Origin of the sequence: Janthinobacterium sp. NKUCC08_JDC (assembly GCF_019345575.1) — a bacterium.
Classification (GTDB): Bacteria; Pseudomonadota; Gammaproteobacteria; order Burkholderiales; family Burkholderiaceae_D; genus Janthinobacterium; species Janthinobacterium aestuarii.
Genome location: NZ_JAHKQW010000021.1, coordinates 1 through 18,356, shown reverse-complemented (window position 1 = coordinate 18,356; position 18,356 = coordinate 1). Strand labels below are relative to the sequence as shown.

Annotated in this window: 15 protein-coding genes; 12 read left to right on the top strand and 3 right to left on the bottom strand. The window is 65.7% G+C overall.

The genetic code is table 11. The features are described 5' to 3' along the window. Positions 1 to 169: 169 nt before the first annotated feature. The 3 genes from KO538_RS27725 to KO538_RS27715 are packed head-to-tail and all read left to right on the top strand — an operon-like array spanning position 170 to position 4,970. Positions 170 to 1,774: an acyl-CoA ligase (AMP-forming), exosortase A system-associated gene (locus KO538_RS27725; RefSeq protein ID WP_219330277.1), complete on the top strand. Its 1,605-nt coding sequence runs from the start codon at positions 170 to 172 to the stop codon at positions 1,772 to 1,774. Then, the gene (locus KO538_RS27720) at positions 1,771 to 3,030 is read left to right on the top strand and encodes a pyridoxal-dependent decarboxylase, exosortase A system-associated (protein WP_257620622.1); all 1,260 of its coding nucleotides are present in this window, start codon (positions 1,771 to 1,773) and stop codon (positions 3,028 to 3,030) included. Before KO538_RS27725 ends, KO538_RS27720 begins: the two co-directional genes overlap by 4 nt. Continuing rightward, positions 3,027 to 4,970 (top strand): asparagine synthetase B, encoded by a 1,944-nt coding sequence (locus tag KO538_RS27715; protein ID WP_219330276.1) that lies wholly within the window; start codon positions 3,027 to 3,029, stop codon positions 4,968 to 4,970. The genes KO538_RS27720 and KO538_RS27715 overlap by 4 nt, the downstream gene beginning before the upstream one ends. Here the strand turns inward: KO538_RS27715 and KO538_RS27710 are convergent. Continuing rightward, complete coding sequence (locus KO538_RS27710; RefSeq protein WP_219330275.1) at positions 4,879 to 5,814, bottom strand: polysaccharide deacetylase family protein; 936 nt, start codon at positions 5,812 to 5,814, stop codon at positions 4,879 to 4,881. The two genes, KO538_RS27715 and KO538_RS27710, sit on opposite strands and share 92 nt — an antisense overlap. Further along, positions 5,811 to 7,103, bottom strand: coding sequence for a putative O-glycosylation ligase, exosortase A system-associated (locus KO538_RS27705; protein WP_034748439.1), 1,293 nt, complete (start codon positions 7,101 to 7,103; stop codon positions 5,811 to 5,813). The genes KO538_RS27710 and KO538_RS27705 overlap by 4 nt, the downstream gene beginning before the upstream one ends. Before the next feature lie 138 nt (positions 7,104 to 7,241). Here KO538_RS27705 and KO538_RS27700 point away from each other — a divergent pair, with 138 nt between their 5' ends. From KO538_RS27700 to KO538_RS27670, 7 genes are all read left to right on the top strand, one after another. Further along, positions 7,242 to 9,326 (top strand): glycosyltransferase, encoded by a 2,085-nt coding sequence (locus KO538_RS27700; RefSeq protein WP_257620621.1) that lies wholly within the window; start codon positions 7,242 to 7,244, stop codon positions 9,324 to 9,326. Positions 9,327 to 9,341: 15 nt separating this feature from the next. Continuing rightward, entirely contained in the window at positions 9,342 to 10,814 is a 1,473-nt protein-coding gene (locus KO538_RS27695; RefSeq protein WP_219330274.1) for a lipopolysaccharide biosynthesis protein, read from the top strand. Between the two features lie 2 nt (positions 10,815 to 10,816). Next, positions 10,817 to 11,890 (top strand): glycosyltransferase family 4 protein, encoded by a 1,074-nt coding sequence (locus KO538_RS27690; RefSeq protein ID WP_070301956.1) that lies wholly within the window; start codon positions 10,817 to 10,819, stop codon positions 11,888 to 11,890. After that, complete coding sequence (locus tag KO538_RS27685) at positions 11,880 to 13,454, top strand: MBOAT family protein (RefSeq protein ID WP_070301762.1); 1,575 nt, start codon at positions 11,880 to 11,882, stop codon at positions 13,452 to 13,454. The genes KO538_RS27690 and KO538_RS27685 overlap by 11 nt, the downstream gene beginning before the upstream one ends. A gap of 2 nt (positions 13,455 to 13,456) precedes the next feature. Then, a complete protein-coding gene (locus tag KO538_RS27680) occupies positions 13,457 to 14,647 on the top strand; it encodes a hypothetical protein (RefSeq protein WP_219330273.1) in 1,191 nt (396 codons plus the stop codon). 46 nt (positions 14,648 to 14,693) lie between these two features. Next, on the top strand, positions 14,694 to 15,887 hold the full coding sequence (locus KO538_RS27675; RefSeq protein ID WP_219330272.1) for a hypothetical protein: 1,194 nt from the start codon (positions 14,694 to 14,696) through the stop codon (positions 15,885 to 15,887). Positions 15,888 to 15,974: 87 nt separating this feature from the next. Next, a complete protein-coding gene (locus KO538_RS27670) occupies positions 15,975 to 16,979 on the top strand; it encodes a 2-hydroxyacid dehydrogenase (protein WP_219330271.1) in 1,005 nt (334 codons plus the stop codon). On the opposite strand, the gene KO538_RS27665 is transcribed toward KO538_RS27670, so the two are convergent. After that, positions 16,968 to 17,330 (bottom strand): TfoX/Sxy family protein, encoded by a 363-nt coding sequence (locus KO538_RS27665; RefSeq protein WP_046685185.1) that lies wholly within the window; start codon positions 17,328 to 17,330, stop codon positions 16,968 to 16,970. The genes KO538_RS27670 and KO538_RS27665 overlap by 12 nt on opposite strands. 96 nt (positions 17,331 to 17,426) lie before the next feature. Between KO538_RS27665 and KO538_RS27660 the strand changes: the two genes are divergently transcribed. Continuing rightward, on the top strand, positions 17,427 to 17,660 hold the full coding sequence (locus tag KO538_RS27660) for a hypothetical protein (protein ID WP_070301758.1): 234 nt from the start codon (positions 17,427 to 17,429) through the stop codon (positions 17,658 to 17,660). Further along, positions 17,657 to 18,124 (top strand): MepB family protein, encoded by a 468-nt coding sequence (locus KO538_RS27655; protein ID WP_219330270.1) that lies wholly within the window; start codon positions 17,657 to 17,659, stop codon positions 18,122 to 18,124. The genes KO538_RS27660 and KO538_RS27655 overlap by 4 nt, the downstream gene beginning before the upstream one ends. The last annotated feature ends 232 nt before the right edge of the window (positions 18,125 to 18,356 follow it).

Sequence of the window (18,356 nt, the reverse complement as noted above, 5' to 3'; positions counted from 1 at the left end):
ATTAGAGCGCAGCGGCGAGTGGCCGATGTTGCGCGGCCTCAAGCATTGCGCCAGATAGGCCACCGTCCGTGGGGAGAGGTGCTTGCTTGATAAAAATCAACACTGCCGCGCCCGTTTGTCCCAATCATAGGGGGATGCATGGCAATCATGGCAACCCTGGGGCGACACGATGGCAACACTGATACACGATCTGATCTTTGAAACGGCGCAGCGCGCGCCCCACGCGCCGGCCCTGTCGTGGCAGGGCGAGGAGCTGAGCTATGGCGCGCTGGCGCAGTCCGTGCGCGAGGCGGCAGCTACCCTGCTGACCCTGGGCTTGCAAGGTGGCGCGCGCGTGGCCGTGTACCTGGAAAAACGCCCGGAAAACGTCAGCGCCATGTTCGGCGCGGCGGCGGCCGGCGGCGTGTTCGTGCCCGTCAATCCGCTGCTCAAGCCTGACCAGGTGGCGTATATCCTGGCCGACTGCAACGTGGCCATCCTCGTCACGTCGCGCGAACGCCTGGCGCAGCTGGGCCCCGCGCTGGCCGCTTGCCCGGACTTGCGGACGGTGCTGCTGACGGGCGAAGCGGAGGCGGAGTCCAGCCTGGGCAAGCTGCGCCTGCTGCCGTGGACTGTGGTACCCACCAATGCGCCCGCCGCTGGCGTGCCGCAGCCGCATGCGGCGATCGACATGGACATGGCCGCCATCTTATATACCTCGGGCAGCACGGGGCGGCCGAAAGGCGTGGTGCTGTCGCACCGCAACATGCTGGCCGGTGCGCTCAGCGTGTCGGGCTATCTGCGCAACACGCCGCAGGACCGCATCCTGTGCGTCTTGCCGCTCAGTTTTGATTACGGCCTGAGCCAGCTGACGACGGCATTTGCCAGCGGCGCCTGTGCCGTACTGATGAATTATCTGCTGCTGCGCGATATCGTCGAAACCGTCGAGCAGGAAGCCATCACGGGCCTGGCCGCCGTGCCGCCGCTGTGGGTGCAGCTGTCCCAGCTGAGCTGGCCCTTGTACACGCCTTTGCGCTACATCACCAATTCGGGCGGCGTGATGCAGCGCTCCACGCTCGATCGGCTACGCCAGTCGCTGCCGCGCACGCAGGTCTACCTGATGTATGGCTTGACGGAAGCGTTCCGCTCGACCTATCTGGCGCCGGAACAGCTGGAGCGGCGCCCCGATTCCATCGGGCAAGCGATTCCGAACGCGGAAGTGCTGGTGCTGCGTCCCGACGGCAGCGTGTGCGACGCCGATGAGCCGGGCGAACTCGTGCACCGTGGCGCGCTGGTGGCGCTCGGCTACTGGAACGACGCGGCGCGCACGGCCGAGCGTTTCAAGCCGCTGCCGCCGCAGGCAAGCGGCCTGGTGCTGCCGGAGCTGGCCGTCTGGTCGGGCGACACGGTGCGCCGCGATGCGGATGGCTATCTGTATTTCGTCGGGCGCAGCGACGACATGATCAAGACGTCGGGCTACCGGGTCAGCCCGGCCGAAATCGAGGAAGTCGTGTATGCGAGCGGGCTGGTGGGCGATGCCGCCGCGCTGGGCCTGCCCCATGCCGTGCTGGGCCAGGCCATCGCCTTGCTCGTCACGCCCGCGCCCGGTGTGGAATTGCAGCGCGACAGCGTACTGGCAGCCTGCCGCGCACGCCTGCCCAGCTATATGGTGCCGCTGTGGGTGGAGATCCGCGACGGCGTGCTGCCGCGCAATCCGAACGGCAAGATCGACCGCCCCTTGCTGGCCCGGGAACTGGCGCGCGCGTATGCGGTCCAAACAGGAGACGCGGCATGAAGGACTTGATCCGCTCGAACAGTACGGAATTGCCCTTGCACTCGGCCTTGGGCCAGCAGTTTGCCATGGATGGTGACATGCTGCAGGTCGGCGGTATTTCTTTGCGCCGGCTGGCGCAGAGGGTGGGCAACACGCCGTTCTATGCCTATGACCGCGCGCACATCACGCGCCGCGTGGCGCAATTGCGCGCCGCCTTGCCCGCCGGCGTGCATGTCCATTACGCGATGAAGGCCAACCCCATGCCGGCCGTGGTGCAATGGCTGGCGGGCCTGGTCGACGGCATCGACGTGGCCTCGGGCGGCGAACTGGCCACGGCGCTCGATACGCCGATGGCGCCGGAGCGCATCAGTTTTGCGGGACCGGGCAAGAGCGATGGCGAACTGGCGCGGGCCGTGGCCGCTGGCGTATTGATCAACGTGGAGTCGGGCGCCCAGCTGGAAAGGGTGGCGCTGGCCAGTGAACGGCTGGGTATGACGGCCAGGGTGGCCGTGCGCGTGAATCCCGATTTCGCCTTGCGCCGCACGGGCATGCGCATGGGCGGCGGCGCGCAGCCGTTTGGCGTCGATGCGGCCCTCGTGCCGGCGCTGCTGGGCCGCATCGGCCAGCTGGGGCTGGATTTTTATGGTTTTCACCTGTATGCAGGCTCGCAAAGCCTGTCGGCGGTGGCCCTGGCTGAAGCACAAGCCCTGAGCGTGCAACTGGCCCTGCAACTGGCCGACAGCGCGCCGTCGCCCTTGCGCACCCTGAATATCGGCGGCGGCTTCGGCGTGCCGTATTTTCCCGGCGACCAGGCGCTGGACCTGGCGCCTGTGGCGGACGGCTTGCAGCGGCAGCTCGATCTGCTGGCCCAGGCGGCGCCCGGCGCGCGCCTGAACCTGGAGCTGGGCCGCTATCTGGTGGCCGAGGCGGGCATCTATGTGTGTAAGGTGCTCGAACGCAAGGTGTCGCATGGACAAGTGTTTCTCGTCACGGATGGCGGCTTGCACCACCACTTGGCGGCCTCGGGCAATTTCGGCCAGCTGATCCGCAAGAATTACCCGGTCGCCATCGGCAACCGGCTGCATGGCGGGGCGCGCGAAGTGGCGTCCGTCGTGGGACCGTTGTGCACGCCGCTGGACTTGCTTGCCGATCAGATGGAGATGGCGCGCGCCGAGGAGGGCGACCTGGTGGTGGTGTTCCAGTCGGGCGCGTATGGATTGACGGCCAGCCCGACGGCCTTTCTCGGCCATCCGCTGCCGGCCGAGGTGCTCGTATGAGCGGCCTGTGCGGTTGGCTGGCGGCGCTTGGCGGGGCTGCGGGTTCTGTCGCTGCCGATACCGATGCCAGTGGCGCCGCGCTGGCCGGCATGGCCGTGCCCCTGTCGCGTTTCGATAGCGCACCCCTGATTGCCTGCGTGAGCGAAGTGGGTGGCGTGGCCGTGGCCGCCATCGACGGCAGCCGCCATGTGTATCAGCAGGATGGCTTGCAGGTCGCCATCTGGGGCCGGCCTGTACTCGATGGCTCGGCCGACGACGTGGCATGCCGCCTCGCTTCCCTGTGGCTGAGCCGGGGCGTGGCGGCCTGCGCCAGCCTGTCGGGGCCATTCTCGCTGGCCATCCTCGATGCCTTTTCCGGCTCGGCCCTGCTGGCAGTGGACCGCGCCGGAATCCACCCCCTCAGCTATGCGGGCAATGCGCAAGGCCTGTTCTTTGCCTCCTCGCATGATGCCTTGCTGGCCCATCCGTCCGTGCGGGGCGCGCTCGATCCGCAAGCGCTGTATCACTACCTGTTCTTCCACATGGTGCCCGGCCCGGCCACGGCTTACCTGGGCCAGCAGCGCTTGCTGCCCGGCGAATACCTGCATGTGCGCGGCGGCAAGCAATGCAAGGGCAGTTACTGGCAGCTGGCTTTCCAGGAGCCGGGCGCGGCGCGCACGCGGGCCAGCTTTGCCAGAAACAAGCAGGAATTCCTGCGCCTGCTGCGCCAGGCCGTGGAAAACAGCCTGGGTGCGGATGGGGCGGACACGGGCGCGTTTCTCAGCGGCGGCACGGACAGTTCCACCGTGGCCGCCATCATGGGGCAGGTGACGGGCCGGCCGGCGCGCACGTATTCCATCGGTTTTGATGCGCCCGGCTATGACGAAATGGCGTATGCGCGCCTGGCCGCCAGCCACGCGGGCAGCATTCACCACGAGCGCTACGTGACGCCAGCCGACGTCCTGGCCGCCATTCCCGCCATGGCGGCCATCTTCGACCAGCCTTTCGGCAACGCCTCGGCCATTCCCGCCTTTTACTGCGCGCAGATGGCGCGCGAGGATGGCATAACGCGCCTCTTGGGTGGCGACGGCGGCGATGAACTGTTTGGCGGCAATGAACGCTATGCGCACCAGGCCTTGCTGTCGCAATACGAGCGCTTGCCCGCCATGTTGCGCCAGGCCATCATCGAACCGCTGCTGTTCCGCGCACGCACGGGCAAGCCGTGGCGGCTGGGCGACAAGGCGCGCCGCTACATCGAGCTGTCGAGCCTGCCGCTGCCGGCCCGGCTCGACAGCTACAACCTGCTGCTGCGCCATGGCCACCGCACGGTGCTGGAAGCGGGTTTCATCGACACCATCGACCCGGGCATGGCTCCCGGTTGCGTGAATGGCGCGTATTGGGAGCGGCAAGGCCAGGGCTTGAGCCAAATCAATGAGCTGCTGGCGCTCGACATGCGTTTTACTTTGGCCGACAACGACCTGTTCAAGGTGCGCAAGGCGTGCGAGCTGGCCGGCGTGGAAGCGGCGTTTCCCTTTCTGCACGATGCGATGGTGGCGTTTGCCGCCCGCCTGGCGCCGCGGGACAAGCTCGACGGCATGCGGCTGCGGCCCTTCTTCAAGCGGGCGCTGGCGGAAATCTTGCCGCCGGCCATCGTGCGCAAGAAAAAGCATGGCTTCGGCCTGCCTTTCGGCCTGTGGCTGCACAGCCATCCGCCGCTGCGCGAGTTTGCATTCGACAACCTCACGCAGCTGCGCGGACGCGGCATCGTGCGGCCCGCCTTCATCGACGATCTGCAAGGGCGCTTGCTGGCGGAACATCCGGCCTATCACGGCACCATGGTGTGGCTGCTGCTGATGCTGGAACAGTGGCTCAGCCAGCATCCAGGCGCGCTGGGTGCGCTTGCCGGCGGTTTTGCCGCATGCGCCACAGAAACGCCAGCCGTCCTCGATCCCACGGCGTAAAGCGGGGCAGCTGCAGCAGGTCGAGCCCCGCGCCGGGGCGCGCCACGCCCCAGTCCGTGGCCACGGCCGCCTTGAAACCGAGGCTTTTGACCATCGCCACGTGCGGCGCGCCATAGTCGCGCCCGGCCTTGCCGTTCGGATATGCAAACAGGGTGACGGGCGCCTGGATCAGACTTTCCAGCTGGCGCTTGCCATCGGCGATGTTTTGCCGCGCCGCGTGGTCCGGCAAGGTGGACAAAATCGGATGGCTGTCCGTGTGCGCGCCCACCTCCATGCCGGCCGCATGCAACTGGCGCAGTTGCGCCGTGCTCAGCATGGCGGGCGGACCTGCCAGGACGCCCGCCTGGCGGCGTATCCGCATGGCCAGCTGCTGGCGCCGGGCGAACGGCAGGTATTTGAGCTGCCCCAGCAGGGTGGCGATGGCAGCTTGCCGCTGCGCCAGGCTGGCGACGGGGAATGTCCCCAGCTCGTGTTTGCGCAAGTCCAGCACGGGCCCGGCCGCCTGGCGCACGGCGTCGATCACCGTGTCGTTCCACATTTGCCCGCCGTCCAGGTAGCCCGTGGCGATGAAAAACGTGGCGTGCATGCCATGGCGCTGCAACAGCGGCAGGGCGATTTGCGCATTGTCCGCATAACCGTCGTCGAAGGTGATGCAGGCGGCGCGCTGCGGCAGGTTGCCATTCTGCAAACGCTGCACGGCATTGCTGAGCGATAGCGGCGTATAGAAGCGTTTCAGCAGGCGCAGCTGGCGCTCGAACAGCACGGCGTCCACTTCGCCGGGAAACAGCGGGTCAGGCCGCGCCAGCACGCGGTGGTAGATCAGGATGGACAAGGTGGCTGTCATGGCTGCTCCACGATGGCGGCCCGGGGCCTGGCCTGGCGGGAAGTGGGGGTGAGCGTGGGCACCTGCCGCTCGACAATGATGCGCGTGGCGATCAGGGCGGCCATCAGGTAATACGGCATGTCGAAGTACAGCAGGCTGAGGAAGGCGCCGCCCACGGCAAAGCCGATCAGGCTGGCCTGGCTCATGGTGGCCAGGCCGTGCGCCCAGCGCAATTCTGGCTTGCCCCGCGTGCGGCGGATGATGGCGGCGGCCGTGCGCCAGGTGGCGATGCCCAGCGCCAGGTAAATCAGCAAGCCGACAAAGCCGTGTTCGCCCAGCGCCTGGAAATAAATGCTGTGCGCCGCATGCACGTCCATGGGGTTGGGCGCATAGCGGGCAAAGATGGCGGCGTCGGAGACGTCGAAGCCGCCGCCGGGAAAACGGTCGCGCGCCAAATTCCAGGCCATGCGCCAGGCATTCAGGCGGCCCATGGCGGAGACGTCGTCCTGATAGGTGTTGATGGTGTCCATGCGTTCGGCCCAGCGCTCGGGCATGAAGGCCAGCAGCAGCGGCGCGACGGCGCCGAGCAGCGCGCCCAGCACCATCTTGCGGTCGCTTTTCAGCCACATGAACAGGCCCATGGCGGCAATGGCCAGCAGCCCGCCGCGCGAATACGAGCCCAGCGCCGCCAGGGCCGACAAAAGCATCGCTGCGGACAAACCATGGCGCACCCAGCGTTTATCCGTGTTTTGCTGCAGATAATACATGAGGGGGATGGTGATGATCAGGGCCAGGGCCAGCGCATTGTTATCCCCGATAAACGTTTCTTCCGGCCCCCAGACCCGGTCCGTGCCGCCGCTGCGGATGGTGAAGATGCCGCCTTTCACGCCGTAATAGCCGATCGACCCCACCAGCACCCAGATCAGGCGCACGATGTCGCGCCGTGTGCGTATCACCATCATGATGACAAAGCTCATCAGCATGATCTTCATCACTTTGTTCCACTGCACCCATGACGATTCCGGAATCAGGGCGAACGGGGCCGTGACATTCATCCACATGACGAACAACAGCAGCAGCACGCTGACGGGCGTAAGCGGCAGGTTTTTCGGCTCGCGCGTCATCACGAGGCTGATCAGGGTGGCGATGGCGATGATGAAGGCGAACGGCATGTGCGTGGCAAAGCCCCAGCCCTGCGTGTGCGGGTTCATCACGCTGACCCAGACCCACATCAGGCCGCCGGTGGCCGGTGTCTTCAGGATGAAGGGCAGCGAGCCCAGGATGATGATGGTAATCAGTATGTCGCGCATGAAGGGAGACGCTCCTGGTTGTGCCCGGGTTGGCAAGGTATTGATGCCTGTCAACGGGCTGGCGGGCAGGCTCAGTACACTGGATCAACACTGCTTGAGTACATAGTTTTGTCATGGTAAGACCAAGGAGGCATGTCCTTGTTGACCGTTCTCATGGCGACCTACAATGGCGCCGGCACCTTGCCCCAGGTATTGCGCGCCTACATGGGGTTGCGAGCCCCCGTGGGCGGCTGGCGCCTGATCATCGCCGACAATGGCAGCACGGACGCCACGGCCCAGGTGATCGCCGCCTTCCGCGGCCGCTTGCCCTTGCGTTCCGTCTACGTGGCGCGGCGCGGCCGCAGTCCCGCCCTGAACGGGGCCGTCGAACACGCCTTGCGTTCAAGCGGCGATGGCGGCGAGCTGTTCGTGTTTGGCGATGACGACGCCATGCCCGCATCGGACTGGCTGTGCCGCTTGCAGGACAGCGCGCGCGCTCACCCCGGCTACGCCCTGTTCGGCGGCGCCATCGTGCCTGCCTGGCGGGAAAAGCCGGAAGACTGGCTGCTGCGCCTGACCCCCGTTGGCTTGACGTGGGGCATCACCAGCCCTGATTTGCGCGACGCGCCCATCTATCCGGGCCTGGTCTGGGGCGCCAACATGGCGATACGCCGCCGCATCTTCGAGGCGGGCGCCCGCTATGACGAAAGCATCGGCCCGCAAGGCGCCAACTACGCCATGGGCAGCGAAACCCGGCTCAACCTGGAGATGCATGCGGCGGGCAATCCTTCCTGGTTCTGTCCGCAAGCGAAAGTGGCGCACATCATCCGCGCTCAACAAGTACAGCGCGCCTGGATACTGCGCCGCGCCATGCTGTTCGGCCGCGGCCAATGCCGGCTGGCGACATTCGCACCAAGCGTGGAGTTACTGGGCGTACCGCGCTGGATGCTGGGCAGATACGTGCGCGACTCCCTCGGCGCCGTGCGGGCCTGGCTGCGGCGCGACCACGCCGACCTGTTCCTGCGCCAGTGGGAACGGGCCTGGCTGCGCGGCTTTTTCCATGAAGCGTGGCGCGGACGGCGCAAACGCTTGCCGCGCATCGTCATCAGCAGTTATTCGGGCGAGCTGGGCGGCATGGAACTGCGCATGGCGCAAGAGGCGAAAGTACTGGGCGCGAGCGGCTATGACAGCGTGCTTGCCCTGCGGCGTTTTCCCGGTTTTACTGCCTGGGTGCAAGGTTTGCGCGCGCAGCATCTGCAGGTGCGTGTGTATGAACCGCCCTTGTTTCTCGAACACTGGGCCTGGCGGCGCTGGAACTGGCTGCGCGCCAGGGTCACGGGAGCGTGGCGGCTGCGGCGGCTGAGGCCCGACCTCGTCCACGTGGCGTTTTGCTGGACCAGCTATGGCGCTTCCATCCTGTGGCTGGCGCGGCAATGCCGCTTGCCTGCCGTGATCAGTGTGCACAATGCCTTTCCGCTGGAAGCGTTCAGCGACTGGCAGCGGCCCCGGCTGCAGGAAGCGTTTCGCACCGTCAAGGGTGTGTATGCCGTGTCCCCGTCGGCCATGCGGCATTTCCTCGAGCTGTACCGCGGCATGCTGAACCCGGAAACGCGGCTGGCCGTCATTCCCAATGGCGTCGATACGGATACTTTTATCATCTCGCCCGAACGGCGGATACTGGCGCGGCGGCAACTTGGGGTGCCAGCGGACGCGCTCGTGCTCGGCTGCGTGGCCCGGCTCTCCGCGCAAAAGCGTCCGCAAGCGCTGCTGGCCCTGTTCGCCAGGCTGGCCAAGCAATTTCCCAATCTATATTTAGTGCTGGTGGGCACGGGGCCGCTGGAAGCCATGCTGCGGCTGCAGGCACAGCAGTCAGGCTTGCAGGAGCGCATCGTGTTTGCCGGCTTCCAGCAGCATGTCGAGCTGCTGATGCCGGCCTTCGACCTGCATGTGCTGCTCAGTAAAAACGAAGGCTTCGGCATCGCCACCATCGAGGCCATGGCCTGCGGCGTGCCGGCCGTGGGGACGGACGTGCCGGGCACCCACGATATCCTGCACGATAGCGAAGGCGGGCTGCTGCTGCCGATCGAGGACGAGCACGCCGCCTGCGCGGCCGTGGCGCAGCTATTGCTGGATGCGCCCCGGCGCGCCCGCATGGGACGGCTGGCGCGCGAGGAAACCGTGCAGCGCTATTCAATGCCGCGCCTGGAACGCCAGCTGCGCGCGTTTTACGCCGGCCTCGTGTAGGCGCGGGCGGCCCCCATGAGCGCCACCCGTCACTCGTTTTTCTTTTCGTTCGCCGAAAAATACACGGTACTGCTGCTGGGCATCGTCGCCACCATGGTGCTGTCGCGTTTGCTGACGCCAGCCGAAGTAGGCGTATATTCGCTGGGCGCCGTGCTGGTGGCGCTGGCGCAAGTGGTGCGCGACTTTGGCGTGGGGCAATACCTGATCCAGGAAAAGCAGCTCGATACCGTGAAATTGCGGGCCGCGCTGGCTACCAGCCTGCTTGTCGCCTGGCTGCTGGCGGGCCTGGTGCTGCTGGCCAGCGCGCCGCTCGCGCATTTCTATGGCGAACCCCGGCTGACCCTCGTGCTGCGCTTGCTGGCCATCAATTTCCTGTTGATACCGTTCAGCGCCTTGACGTTACCGATGCTGCGCCGGCAACTGCGCTTTCGCGCCATCTATGCCATCAACGCGGCCAATAGCGTCGTCAACCTGCTGGTGGCCGTGCTGCTGGCGCTGCAGGGCTACAGTTACATGAGCATGGTGTGGGCGGCGCTGGCCGGTTCCTGCGCGTCGCTGCTGGTGAGCCTGCTGGTGCGGCCCAGGGAGCTGCCGTGGCTGCCGGGACGGCGCGGCATGGGCGATATCGCCCGCTTTGGCGCGTATGCGACGGGGGGCGGCCTCGTCGACGAGGCGGGCGTGGCGGCGCCGGACCTGATCATCGGCAAGTTGATCGGCATTGAAAGCCTGGCCCTGTTCGGCAAGGCGCAAAGCGTACTCAATATCTTTAACCAGGCCATCACCAGCGCGATTTCTCCCGTCGTGTTTCCCCTGTTCGCGGCCCGCGCAAGGGGGGAAGGGGGGCAGGGCGGGGCGGCGCTCGTGTATTTGCGCACGATCAGTTACATGACGGCGCTGGCATGGCCGTTTTTTCTCTTTCTCTCCTGCATGGCTTTGCCCCTGGTCAAGGTGTTGTATGGCACGCAATGGCTAGGCTGTGTGCCCTTGATACGCATCATGTGCCTGTCCTCGGCCGTGTATAGCATGTTCAGCATGGCCCGCTACCTGTTCGTGGCGACGGGCCAGCTGCATGCGCAGGTGCGGCTCGATGCCTGCGCTGGCGTCATCAAAGTAGCGCTGCTGCTGGCCGCAGCGCCGTTCGGCCTGGTGGCCGTGGCCTGGGCCGTGGTGCTCAGCAATGTGCTGCGCAGCTGGCTGAACTACAACTGCCTGCGGCGCTTGAGCGCACTCGACTGGCGCATCCTGGCGCGGGCAGTGCGCAAGAGTTCGCTGCTCTGCGGTGTCAGCGCCGTTGCGCCCGTCGCTTCGCTGCTGTGGCTGCCAACGGACACCCCGGCGCTGCTGGCGCTCATGGGCACGGCGCTGGCCACCTTGCTGTGCTGGCTGGCCGGTCTGTTCCTGTTGAAACATGAACTCGCTGGCGAGTTTCTGTTGTTGCAACGCAAGCTCGCTGGCCGATGGCTGGCAGTCAAATGCACGAAAGGATGACCATGCGTGTCGGTATCTTGTCCTACCCGATGCTGTTCCAGCGCGACGGCGGCTTGCAGATCCAGGTACGCGAAACCATTGCCGCGCTAAACCGGCTGCCCCAGCAGCCGGCGCGTCCGCTGGAAGTGCAACTGGTCGACGCCAATCATCAGCGGCTGGCCGATTTCGACGTGCTGCACGTGTTTTCGGCGAGTAATGGCACCTACCGCATCATGGAAATGGCCAGCGAGCAAGGCGTGCCCGTGGTGCTGTCGCCGCTGCTGGCGCCCAGCTGGAACCGTGCCAGCGCCTGGCGCGCGCGGCTGGCGGACCGGCTGGCGGGCCGGCTGACGGAATGGATGGTGCAAACGAGCTATGCGCAAACGCGGCGCGCCCTGCAACTGGCCGACGTGGTGATCGCCCTGGGCGAGGCCGAGCGCGACGCCATCGTGCAAGGTTTCGGCATGGGAGCCGACACCATCCGCGTCTTGCCCAACGGAATCAACCCGCATTTCTTCACGGCCAATGGCGACCTGTTCCTGCGCGAAACGGGTATCGCCGGGCCGTTCGTGCTGATGGTGGGCAGTATTTCACCGTATAAAAACCAGCTGGGACTGGCCCAGGCGCTGGCGGGCGCCGGCTTGCCGCTGGTGCTGATCGGCGCCGCGCCGCGCGAACAGCAGGCATATCTGCAACTGCTGCTGGACTTGCCGCACGTCAGCTGGCTGGGCGCGCTCGACCACGCCGACCCGCTGCTGGCCAGCGCCTATCACGCGGCGGCCGTGGCGGCCTTGCCCAGCCAGGGCGAGGTGTTTCCCCTGAGCGTGCTCGAAGCGCTGGCGGCCGGCACGCCCGTCGTCATGACGGCGCAAAGCGCGCTGGACTTGCCCGATTCCATCTTTGCGCTGCGCAAGGTGCGCTGGGACGACGGCCCCGCGCAGCGCCAGGCCATCCTCGAACTGCTGGCGCTGCCGCCCGAGCGCTCGCGCGTGCAAGCCCTCGTGGAACGCTTTACGTGGGAGCGGGTGGCGGCCCAGATTGCCGATTGCTACTACCAGGCGCAGTCGCTGCCTGCCAGGAGGCAACATGCTGTTTAATTCCTTCGCCTTCCTGTTCGGCTATCTGCCCATCGTGCTGGCCGGCTATTTTCTGCTGGACCGCCTGGCGCCCGCCGCAGGCACATCCGCCAGCTGGCGCCGCCTGGCCCCCGCGACGTGGCTGGCGCTTGCCTCGCTGTTCTTCTATGCCTGGTGGGACGTGCGCTACCTGCCGCTGCTGCTGGCGTCGATCTGCGTCAATTACGGCGCCGGGCGCGTGATCGGGGCGCGCGCGGGGGCTGCCCGCAAGCGCGCGCTGGTCGTGGCGCTGGTGCTGAACCTGGGGCTGCTCGCCTACTACAAGTATGCGAATTTCTTCATCGACAGCGTCAATGCCATCGCCGTGACCGCTGGAGCTGGCGCTGGCAGCCTGCCATGGCACGGCCTCGACATCATCCTGCCGATCGGCATCTCTTTCTTTACCTTCACGCAGATCGCCTTCCTCGTCGATTGCTACCGGGGCGAGGTGCGCGAATACCGTTTCATCCATTACGTGCTGTTCGTCAGCTATTTCCCCCACCTGATCGCCGGCCCCGTGCTGCACCACCGCGACATGATGCCGCAGTTCGCCGACCCCGCCAATGCCCACCCGCGCGCCGCCAATTTCGCCATCGGCCTGTCGATTTTCACGATAGGCCTGGCAAAAAAGGTGCTGATCGCCGACAACCTGTCGCCGCTGGCCATCCCCATCTTTGCGGCAGGCGCCGAGCCGACCCTGATCGAAGCGTGGATCGGCGTGCTGGCCTACACCTTCCAGCTGTATTTCGACTTTTCCGGCTATTCGGACATGGCCATCGGCCTGTCGCGCCTGTTCGGCGTGAAATTGCCGCTGAACTTCAATTCGCCCTACAAGGCGGCCAATATCGCCGACTTCTGGCGCCGCTGGCACATGACCTTGTCGCGTTTCCTGCGCGACTATTTATATATCCCGCTGGGCGGCAGCCGGCGCGGCGAAGCCATGCGCTACCGCAACCTGATGCTGACCATGCTGCTGGGCGGCCTGTGGCATGGGGCCGGCTGGACGTTTGTCATCTGGGGCGGCTTGCACGGCCTGTACCTGGTGCTGCAGCAGGCGTGGCAGCGGGTGTTTGGCGCGGCGCCGGGGTACTGCTGGCTGCGCTGGTGGCCGACCATACTGACCTTTCTTGCCGTCATGCTGGCCTGGGTCTTCTTCCGCGCGCCCGACGTGGCCACGGCCTGGGATATCACGGGCGCGCTGGTTGGGGCGAACGGCGTGAGCCTGCCGCGCGGCCTGGCCAGCCATGCATCGAGCCTGGCGCAGTGGGGCCTGCATCCCGCGTTCGACGGCATCCGCTGGATCGAACTGGCAGGGCCCGGCTTGCCCGTGCTGCTGGCGGCGATGCTGCTGGCCTTCAAGGCGCCCAATACTCAGGAAATATTCTTTCTCTACGAGCCTGCGATTGAAAGAATCTTTCAGCCCGCAGGGCGCTGGTCCTTCAGCTGGCGGCCCACCTCGCGCTGGAGCGTGGGCTTGGCCGCGCTGTTCGTTGCCTGCATCTTCGGCATGAACCGGGTCACCGAATTTCTTTACTTCCAGTTCTGACCATGGACACCGCCGGCCGCCGCTATCTTGTCTGCTTCCTCGCCTGTGTATTCCTGGTGCTGGGCGGCATCTCGTTTCTGAACTACCAAGTCGATCCCTATTTGCTGCACCAGTGGGACAGTCCCCTGGTGCAGCGCCCGCGCCAGTTGAATGAAAAGCTCGGCGCCTGGGCCAAGACCTATGCCGTGGCGCGCTACCGGCCGGCCATCATCTACATCGGCAATTCGCGCACGGAACTGGGCCTGCCGACGGGCGTGCGCGCCTTGTTCGACGGCAAGAGCATCTTCAACAGCGCCGTGTCCGGCGCCTCGATCGGCGACGCCATCCGCCTGGCCGAGCATGCGGCCAGGGTCAGCCGCGTCGAGACCATGGTGTGGGGCGTCGACGCGCCCACGTTTTCCCTGGACATGGGTGCGGCGCGGGTGGAAGACAGCCTGACGGGCGCCCGGCACGGCTTTTTCGCCCAGCGCGCCCTCGTCAACCTGAAGCGCGGCCTGACCCTGGACATGACGGAGGACAGCGTGCGCATCCTCACCGGCAATGCGGGCGATGTCTGCCGCTCCAACCTGGCCCGGTATGGGCAGCGCGACGAGACCTGCACCCTGAAAGGCATACGGCATTGGCTGGGAACCAAGGACGCCATTCCCGTGCGGCTGCAGGAATTTGGCGATGGCCAGGGGCCGACGCCGCCCTCGATACCCGCGTTTGACGCCAGCATAGCCAAGCTGTGCAGTAGCGGCGTGCGTCTGCGCATGTACATCAACCCCACGCACGCGCTGACCCTGTACGCGCTGCACTGGCGCGGCAAGTGGGATGCCATGCAGGCCTGGCAGCGCGGCCTGGTGCAGATCACCGAGCGCCACCGCCAGCAGGGCTGCGACGTGCGCCTGGTTGATTTTTCCGGCTTTAACAGCATCACGACGGAACCGACCCCGCTCGTCAGCGGCAAGCCCGACATGCATTATTACTGGGAAGTGTCGCATTACCGGGACAATGTGGGCCGCTTGATCCTGGCGCGCCTGTTTGGCGGCGACACGCCGCCGCCGGCCGATTTCGGCGTGGAGCTGACGCAGGCCAACGTCGACGCCCACCATGCGGCCACGCGCGCTGCGCGCGACCGCTATCGCCTGGAACATGCGCGCGAGGCGGCCTATACGGAGCGGGTGCTGGACGGGCCGCTGATCCGGCGTTGATGCAAAGCCCCACATATACGCCATTTCTCCACTTCCAATGCCGACCATGGATACCAACGCCCGCCGCTACCTCGCCACCTTCCTTGCCTGCGCGCTGGCCGCGCTGGCCGTCGTTTCCGCCGTCAATTACCACGTCGATCCCTACTTGCTGCACCAGTGGGACAGCCCGCTGCTGCAGCGCTTGCGGCCGACGACCGAAAAACTCAGCGTGTGGAGCAAGACATATGCGGTGGCGCGCTACCGGCCCGCCATCGTCTACATCGGCAATTCGCGCACGGAAATGGGTTTGCCTACGAGCAGCATGCGTACTTTGTTCGATGGCAAGAGCGTGTTCAACAGCGCGGTCTCGGGCGCTTCGATCGGCGAGGCCATCCGCCTGGCAGAACACGCGGCCACGGTCAGCCATGTCGACACCATGGTGTGGGGCATCGATGCCCCCTCGTTCTCGCTGGAACTGGGCTCGGCTGGCGTGGAGCCGGGCTTGACGGATCCCGCTCCCGCGTTTTTCGCGCGGCGCGCCTTGCTCAACATCAAGCGTGGCCTGACCGTGGACATGACCCAGGACAGCTGGCGCATCCTCAGCGGCACCTATGACGGCGTCTGTCTGTCGAGCCTGGCCCTGTACGGCCAGCGCGACGAGTCCTGCCTCACCAGCCGCAACCGCGTCTGGGTCGGCACGGCGCGCGCCTTCAAGCCGCGCCTGCAGGAATTCGGCGACGGCCTGGGCCCGACCGCACCCGCGCTGCAAGCCTTCGATGCCAGCGTCGGCAAGCTGTGCCGTGGCGGCACGCGCTTGCGCCTGTACATCAATCCCACGCACGCGCTCACGCTCGACGCCCTGTACTGGCGCGGCAAGTGGGACGCCATGGAAGCCTGGCAGCGCGAACTGGCGCAGATGGCCGGACGCTACCGGCGCCTGGGTTGCGACGTGCGCCTGGTTGATTTTTCCGGCTTCAACAGCATCACCAGCGAGCCGATCCCGCAGGTGACGGGCGCGGGCGTGATGCGCTATTACTGGGAAGCGTCGCACTACCGCGACAATGTGGGCCGCTTCATCCTGGCGCGGCTGTTCGGCGGCCCCGAGCGGGTGCCGGCGGACTTCGGCGTCGAGCTGACGGAAAGCGGCATCGCGGCCCACCAGGCGGCCATGCGCGCCGCGCGCGAGCGCTATCATGCGCAGCACGCCGAGGAAACGGCGTATTTGCGCCACGTGCTGACCTTGCCCCGCGAACCCAAATAGGCGGCCAGGCAAGCCAGGCGTACACAGTGGGGCAGGGCGCTTGCGCTATGATGGTGTTTTGCCATCCAGCAAGTTCCAGGACGCCCCATGAAAATCGCCTTCTTTGCCAGCCAGCCCTACGACCGCCGTTTCTTCGATGAAGCCTTGCCGTCCCAATCCGATTCCGCCGGCATCGAACTGGTCTATCACAGCGCCTTGCTGAGCCAGGAAACCGTGGTTCTGGCGCAAGGCGCGGACGCGGTGTGCGTCTTCGTCAACGACGTGCTCGACGCGCCCGTGCTGGAAGCCCTGCACGGCTACGGCGTGCGCGCCATCCTGCTGCGCTGCGCCGGCTACAACAACCTCGACCTGGAAGCGGCCAAGCGCCTGGGCCTGTTCGTCGCCCGCGTACCCGCGTACTCGCCGGAAGCTGTGGCTGAATACACGCTGGCCCTCGTGCAAACCCTGAACCGCCACACGCACCGCGCCTATGCCCGCGTGCGCGAAGGCAATTTCTCGCTCGACGGCTTGCTGGGCGCCACCTTGTTCGGCAAGACGGTGGGTATCGTCGGCACGGGCAAGATCGGCCTGGCCACGGCGCGCATCTTCAAAGGGTTCGGCTGCACGGTGCTGGGCCACGACCCGTATCCGGCGCCCGCGTTTGCGCAGCTGGGCACGATGGTGGAACTGCCGCAGCTGCTGGCCGAGTCCGACATTGTCTCGCTGCATTGCCCGTTGATGGACAGCACGCGCCACATGATCAGCGAAGCAACGTTACCGCTGATGAAGAAGGGCGCCATGCTGGTGAATACCTCGCGCGGCGGCCTGATCGACACGGGCGCCGTCATCGAGGCATTGAAATCGCGCCAGCTGGGCTCTTTGGCCATCGACGTGTATGAACAGGAAAGCAATCTGTTCTTCCAGGACCGCTCGTCCGACATCATCGACGACGACGTCTTCCAGCGCCTGATGACGTTCCCGAACGTGCTGGTGACGGGCCACCAGGGCTTTTTCACCAGCGAAGCGCTGCGCGAAATCGCCGCCATCACGTATCACAACCTGCAATGCTTCCGCCAGGGCAAGCAATGCGAGAACAGCGTGTTAGCTGGCTGACGCCTGTTTTTTGGGCTTGGGCGGCGGCTTGGGTTTTGGCAGCGGCAAGGCGTCCGCCGTGCGCCGCGCCAGCTGGCTGAGCCAGTCGCGCTCATCCCACAGCCCGCCATCGATGAGGAAGTACGGCTTGGCTTGCGGATAGGGCGGCGCTTCCTGCAGCGTGCCTTGCGCGCTGATCCAGGCGCGGCCCGCGTCCGTCGGCTTGATGAACAGCTGGTCGTCTGCGACGACGGCGAACATCTTGCCGTCGCAATACAAGCCGTACTCGCCAAACATCTTTTTCGCGCTGATGCTGCCCGCGCCCGCCATCTGGTCGAGCAAAAAATCCACCGTACCTTGCTGTGATGCCATGTCGTCCTCCGTGTGAACGATCAGTGTAACGCACTGGCCAGGATGGTCCGGCGCGGCTACACTATGGCCATTGATTTTCTTGCACGATTTCACCCCATGACACCCCAGCATATCATTCACCGCGGCATCACCATCACCACCCTGACGGCCGGCCAGTCCGTTGACACCCATTGCGCACCGGGCCACACGGCCATCCGCGAGCAGGCCGACGGCTGGTGGCTGTATTTTGTCGACGAGGATGGCACAGTCGACGGCTACGACAGCCCGTTCGCCAGCCACGCCGAAGCGCTGTGGGCGGCCAAGGCCGCAGCCGAGTTCAGCGCGCAATGAAGGCCAGTCCCTGGGCTTTCCTGGGCTTGCCGCAAGCGCCCGTACCGGAAGCGGAAAGCGCGGAATACGGCGCCTGCCGCGCCGAACTGGACGGCAAGCGACTGGTCCTGCGCGTGGCCAAAACCACCCCGACGAAAACCGGCCAGTTCGTCACCGTCTGGAAGCGCCCCCATCCCGACGCCGAGATCGCCCCGCTCGACGACGCGGACCCCGTCGACGTCGTTATCATCGCCGTAGCCAACGACGACGGTGCGCAGCACGGTTTCTTCATTTTTCCGCGCAAGGTGCTGCTGGAACGGGGCGTGATGTCGCGCGCCGGCCAGGGCGGCAAGCGCGCGCTGCGCGTGTATCCGCCGTGGTGCACACCGGAATCTGTCCAGGCACAGCGCACGCAGCGGTGGCAGGAGGAGTGGTTTGTGGCGGCGGGGGAGCAGCAAAGGCTGGAACAGATGTTCAGAGAGTAATTCCTCTTTTCTCCCTGGCATTTGTCTGTGTATTAATGCGTGTCAAAGTACTGTACAAGACCCCTTACTTGCTCTGAAAGCAACAACCTCGTACACTGAGTTATTCTGACCGTCCGCGATCGGCCGAGACTGTGTAAAAACGTAGGGCTATGTAAACGAAATCGCATCAGTAAACGTTGAGCCAGTATCTCATCACTTTGGGTGCTAAATGAAGCGCTTTATTGAGGGCGAA

What these genes read in the sequence shown, in the direction of transcription:
- KO538_RS27695 (WP_219330274.1), top strand. Translation starts at nt 9,342, where the DNA reads ATGAGCGCCACCCGTCACTCGTTTTTCTTTTCGTTCGCCGAAAAATAC.
- KO538_RS27710 (WP_219330275.1), bottom strand. Translation starts at nt 5,814, where the DNA reads ATGACAGCCACCTTGTCCATCCTGATCTACCACCGCGTGCTGGCGCGG.
- KO538_RS27725 (WP_219330277.1), top strand. Translation starts at nt 170, where the DNA reads ATGGCAACACTGATACACGATCTGATCTTTGAAACGGCGCAGCGCGCG.
- KO538_RS27675 (WP_219330272.1), top strand. Translation starts at nt 14,694, where the DNA reads ATGGATACCAACGCCCGCCGCTACCTCGCCACCTTCCTTGCCTGCGCG.
- KO538_RS27715 (WP_219330276.1), top strand. Translation starts at nt 3,027, where the DNA reads ATGAGCGGCCTGTGCGGTTGGCTGGCGGCGCTTGGCGGGGCTGCGGGT.
- KO538_RS27655 (WP_219330270.1), top strand. Translation starts at nt 17,657, where the DNA reads ATGAAGGCCAGTCCCTGGGCTTTCCTGGGCTTGCCGCAAGCGCCCGTA.
- KO538_RS27705 (WP_034748439.1), bottom strand. Translation starts at nt 7,103, where the DNA reads ATGCGCGACATACTGATTACCATCATCATCCTGGGCTCGCTGCCCTTC.
- KO538_RS27720 (WP_257620622.1), top strand. Translation starts at nt 1,771, where the DNA reads ATGAAGGACTTGATCCGCTCGAACAGTACGGAATTGCCCTTGCACTCG.
- KO538_RS27685 (WP_070301762.1), top strand. Translation starts at nt 11,880, where the DNA reads ATGCTGTTTAATTCCTTCGCCTTCCTGTTCGGCTATCTGCCCATCGTG.
- KO538_RS27665 (WP_046685185.1), bottom strand. Translation starts at nt 17,330, where the DNA reads ATGGCATCACAGCAAGGTACGGTGGATTTTTTGCTCGACCAGATGGCG.
- KO538_RS27660 (WP_070301758.1), top strand. Translation starts at nt 17,427, where the DNA reads ATGACACCCCAGCATATCATTCACCGCGGCATCACCATCACCACCCTG.
- KO538_RS27690 (WP_070301956.1), top strand. Translation starts at nt 10,817, where the DNA reads ATGCGTGTCGGTATCTTGTCCTACCCGATGCTGTTCCAGCGCGACGGC.
- KO538_RS27680 (WP_219330273.1), top strand. Translation starts at nt 13,457, where the DNA reads ATGGACACCGCCGGCCGCCGCTATCTTGTCTGCTTCCTCGCCTGTGTA.
- KO538_RS27670 (WP_219330271.1), top strand. Translation starts at nt 15,975, where the DNA reads ATGAAAATCGCCTTCTTTGCCAGCCAGCCCTACGACCGCCGTTTCTTC.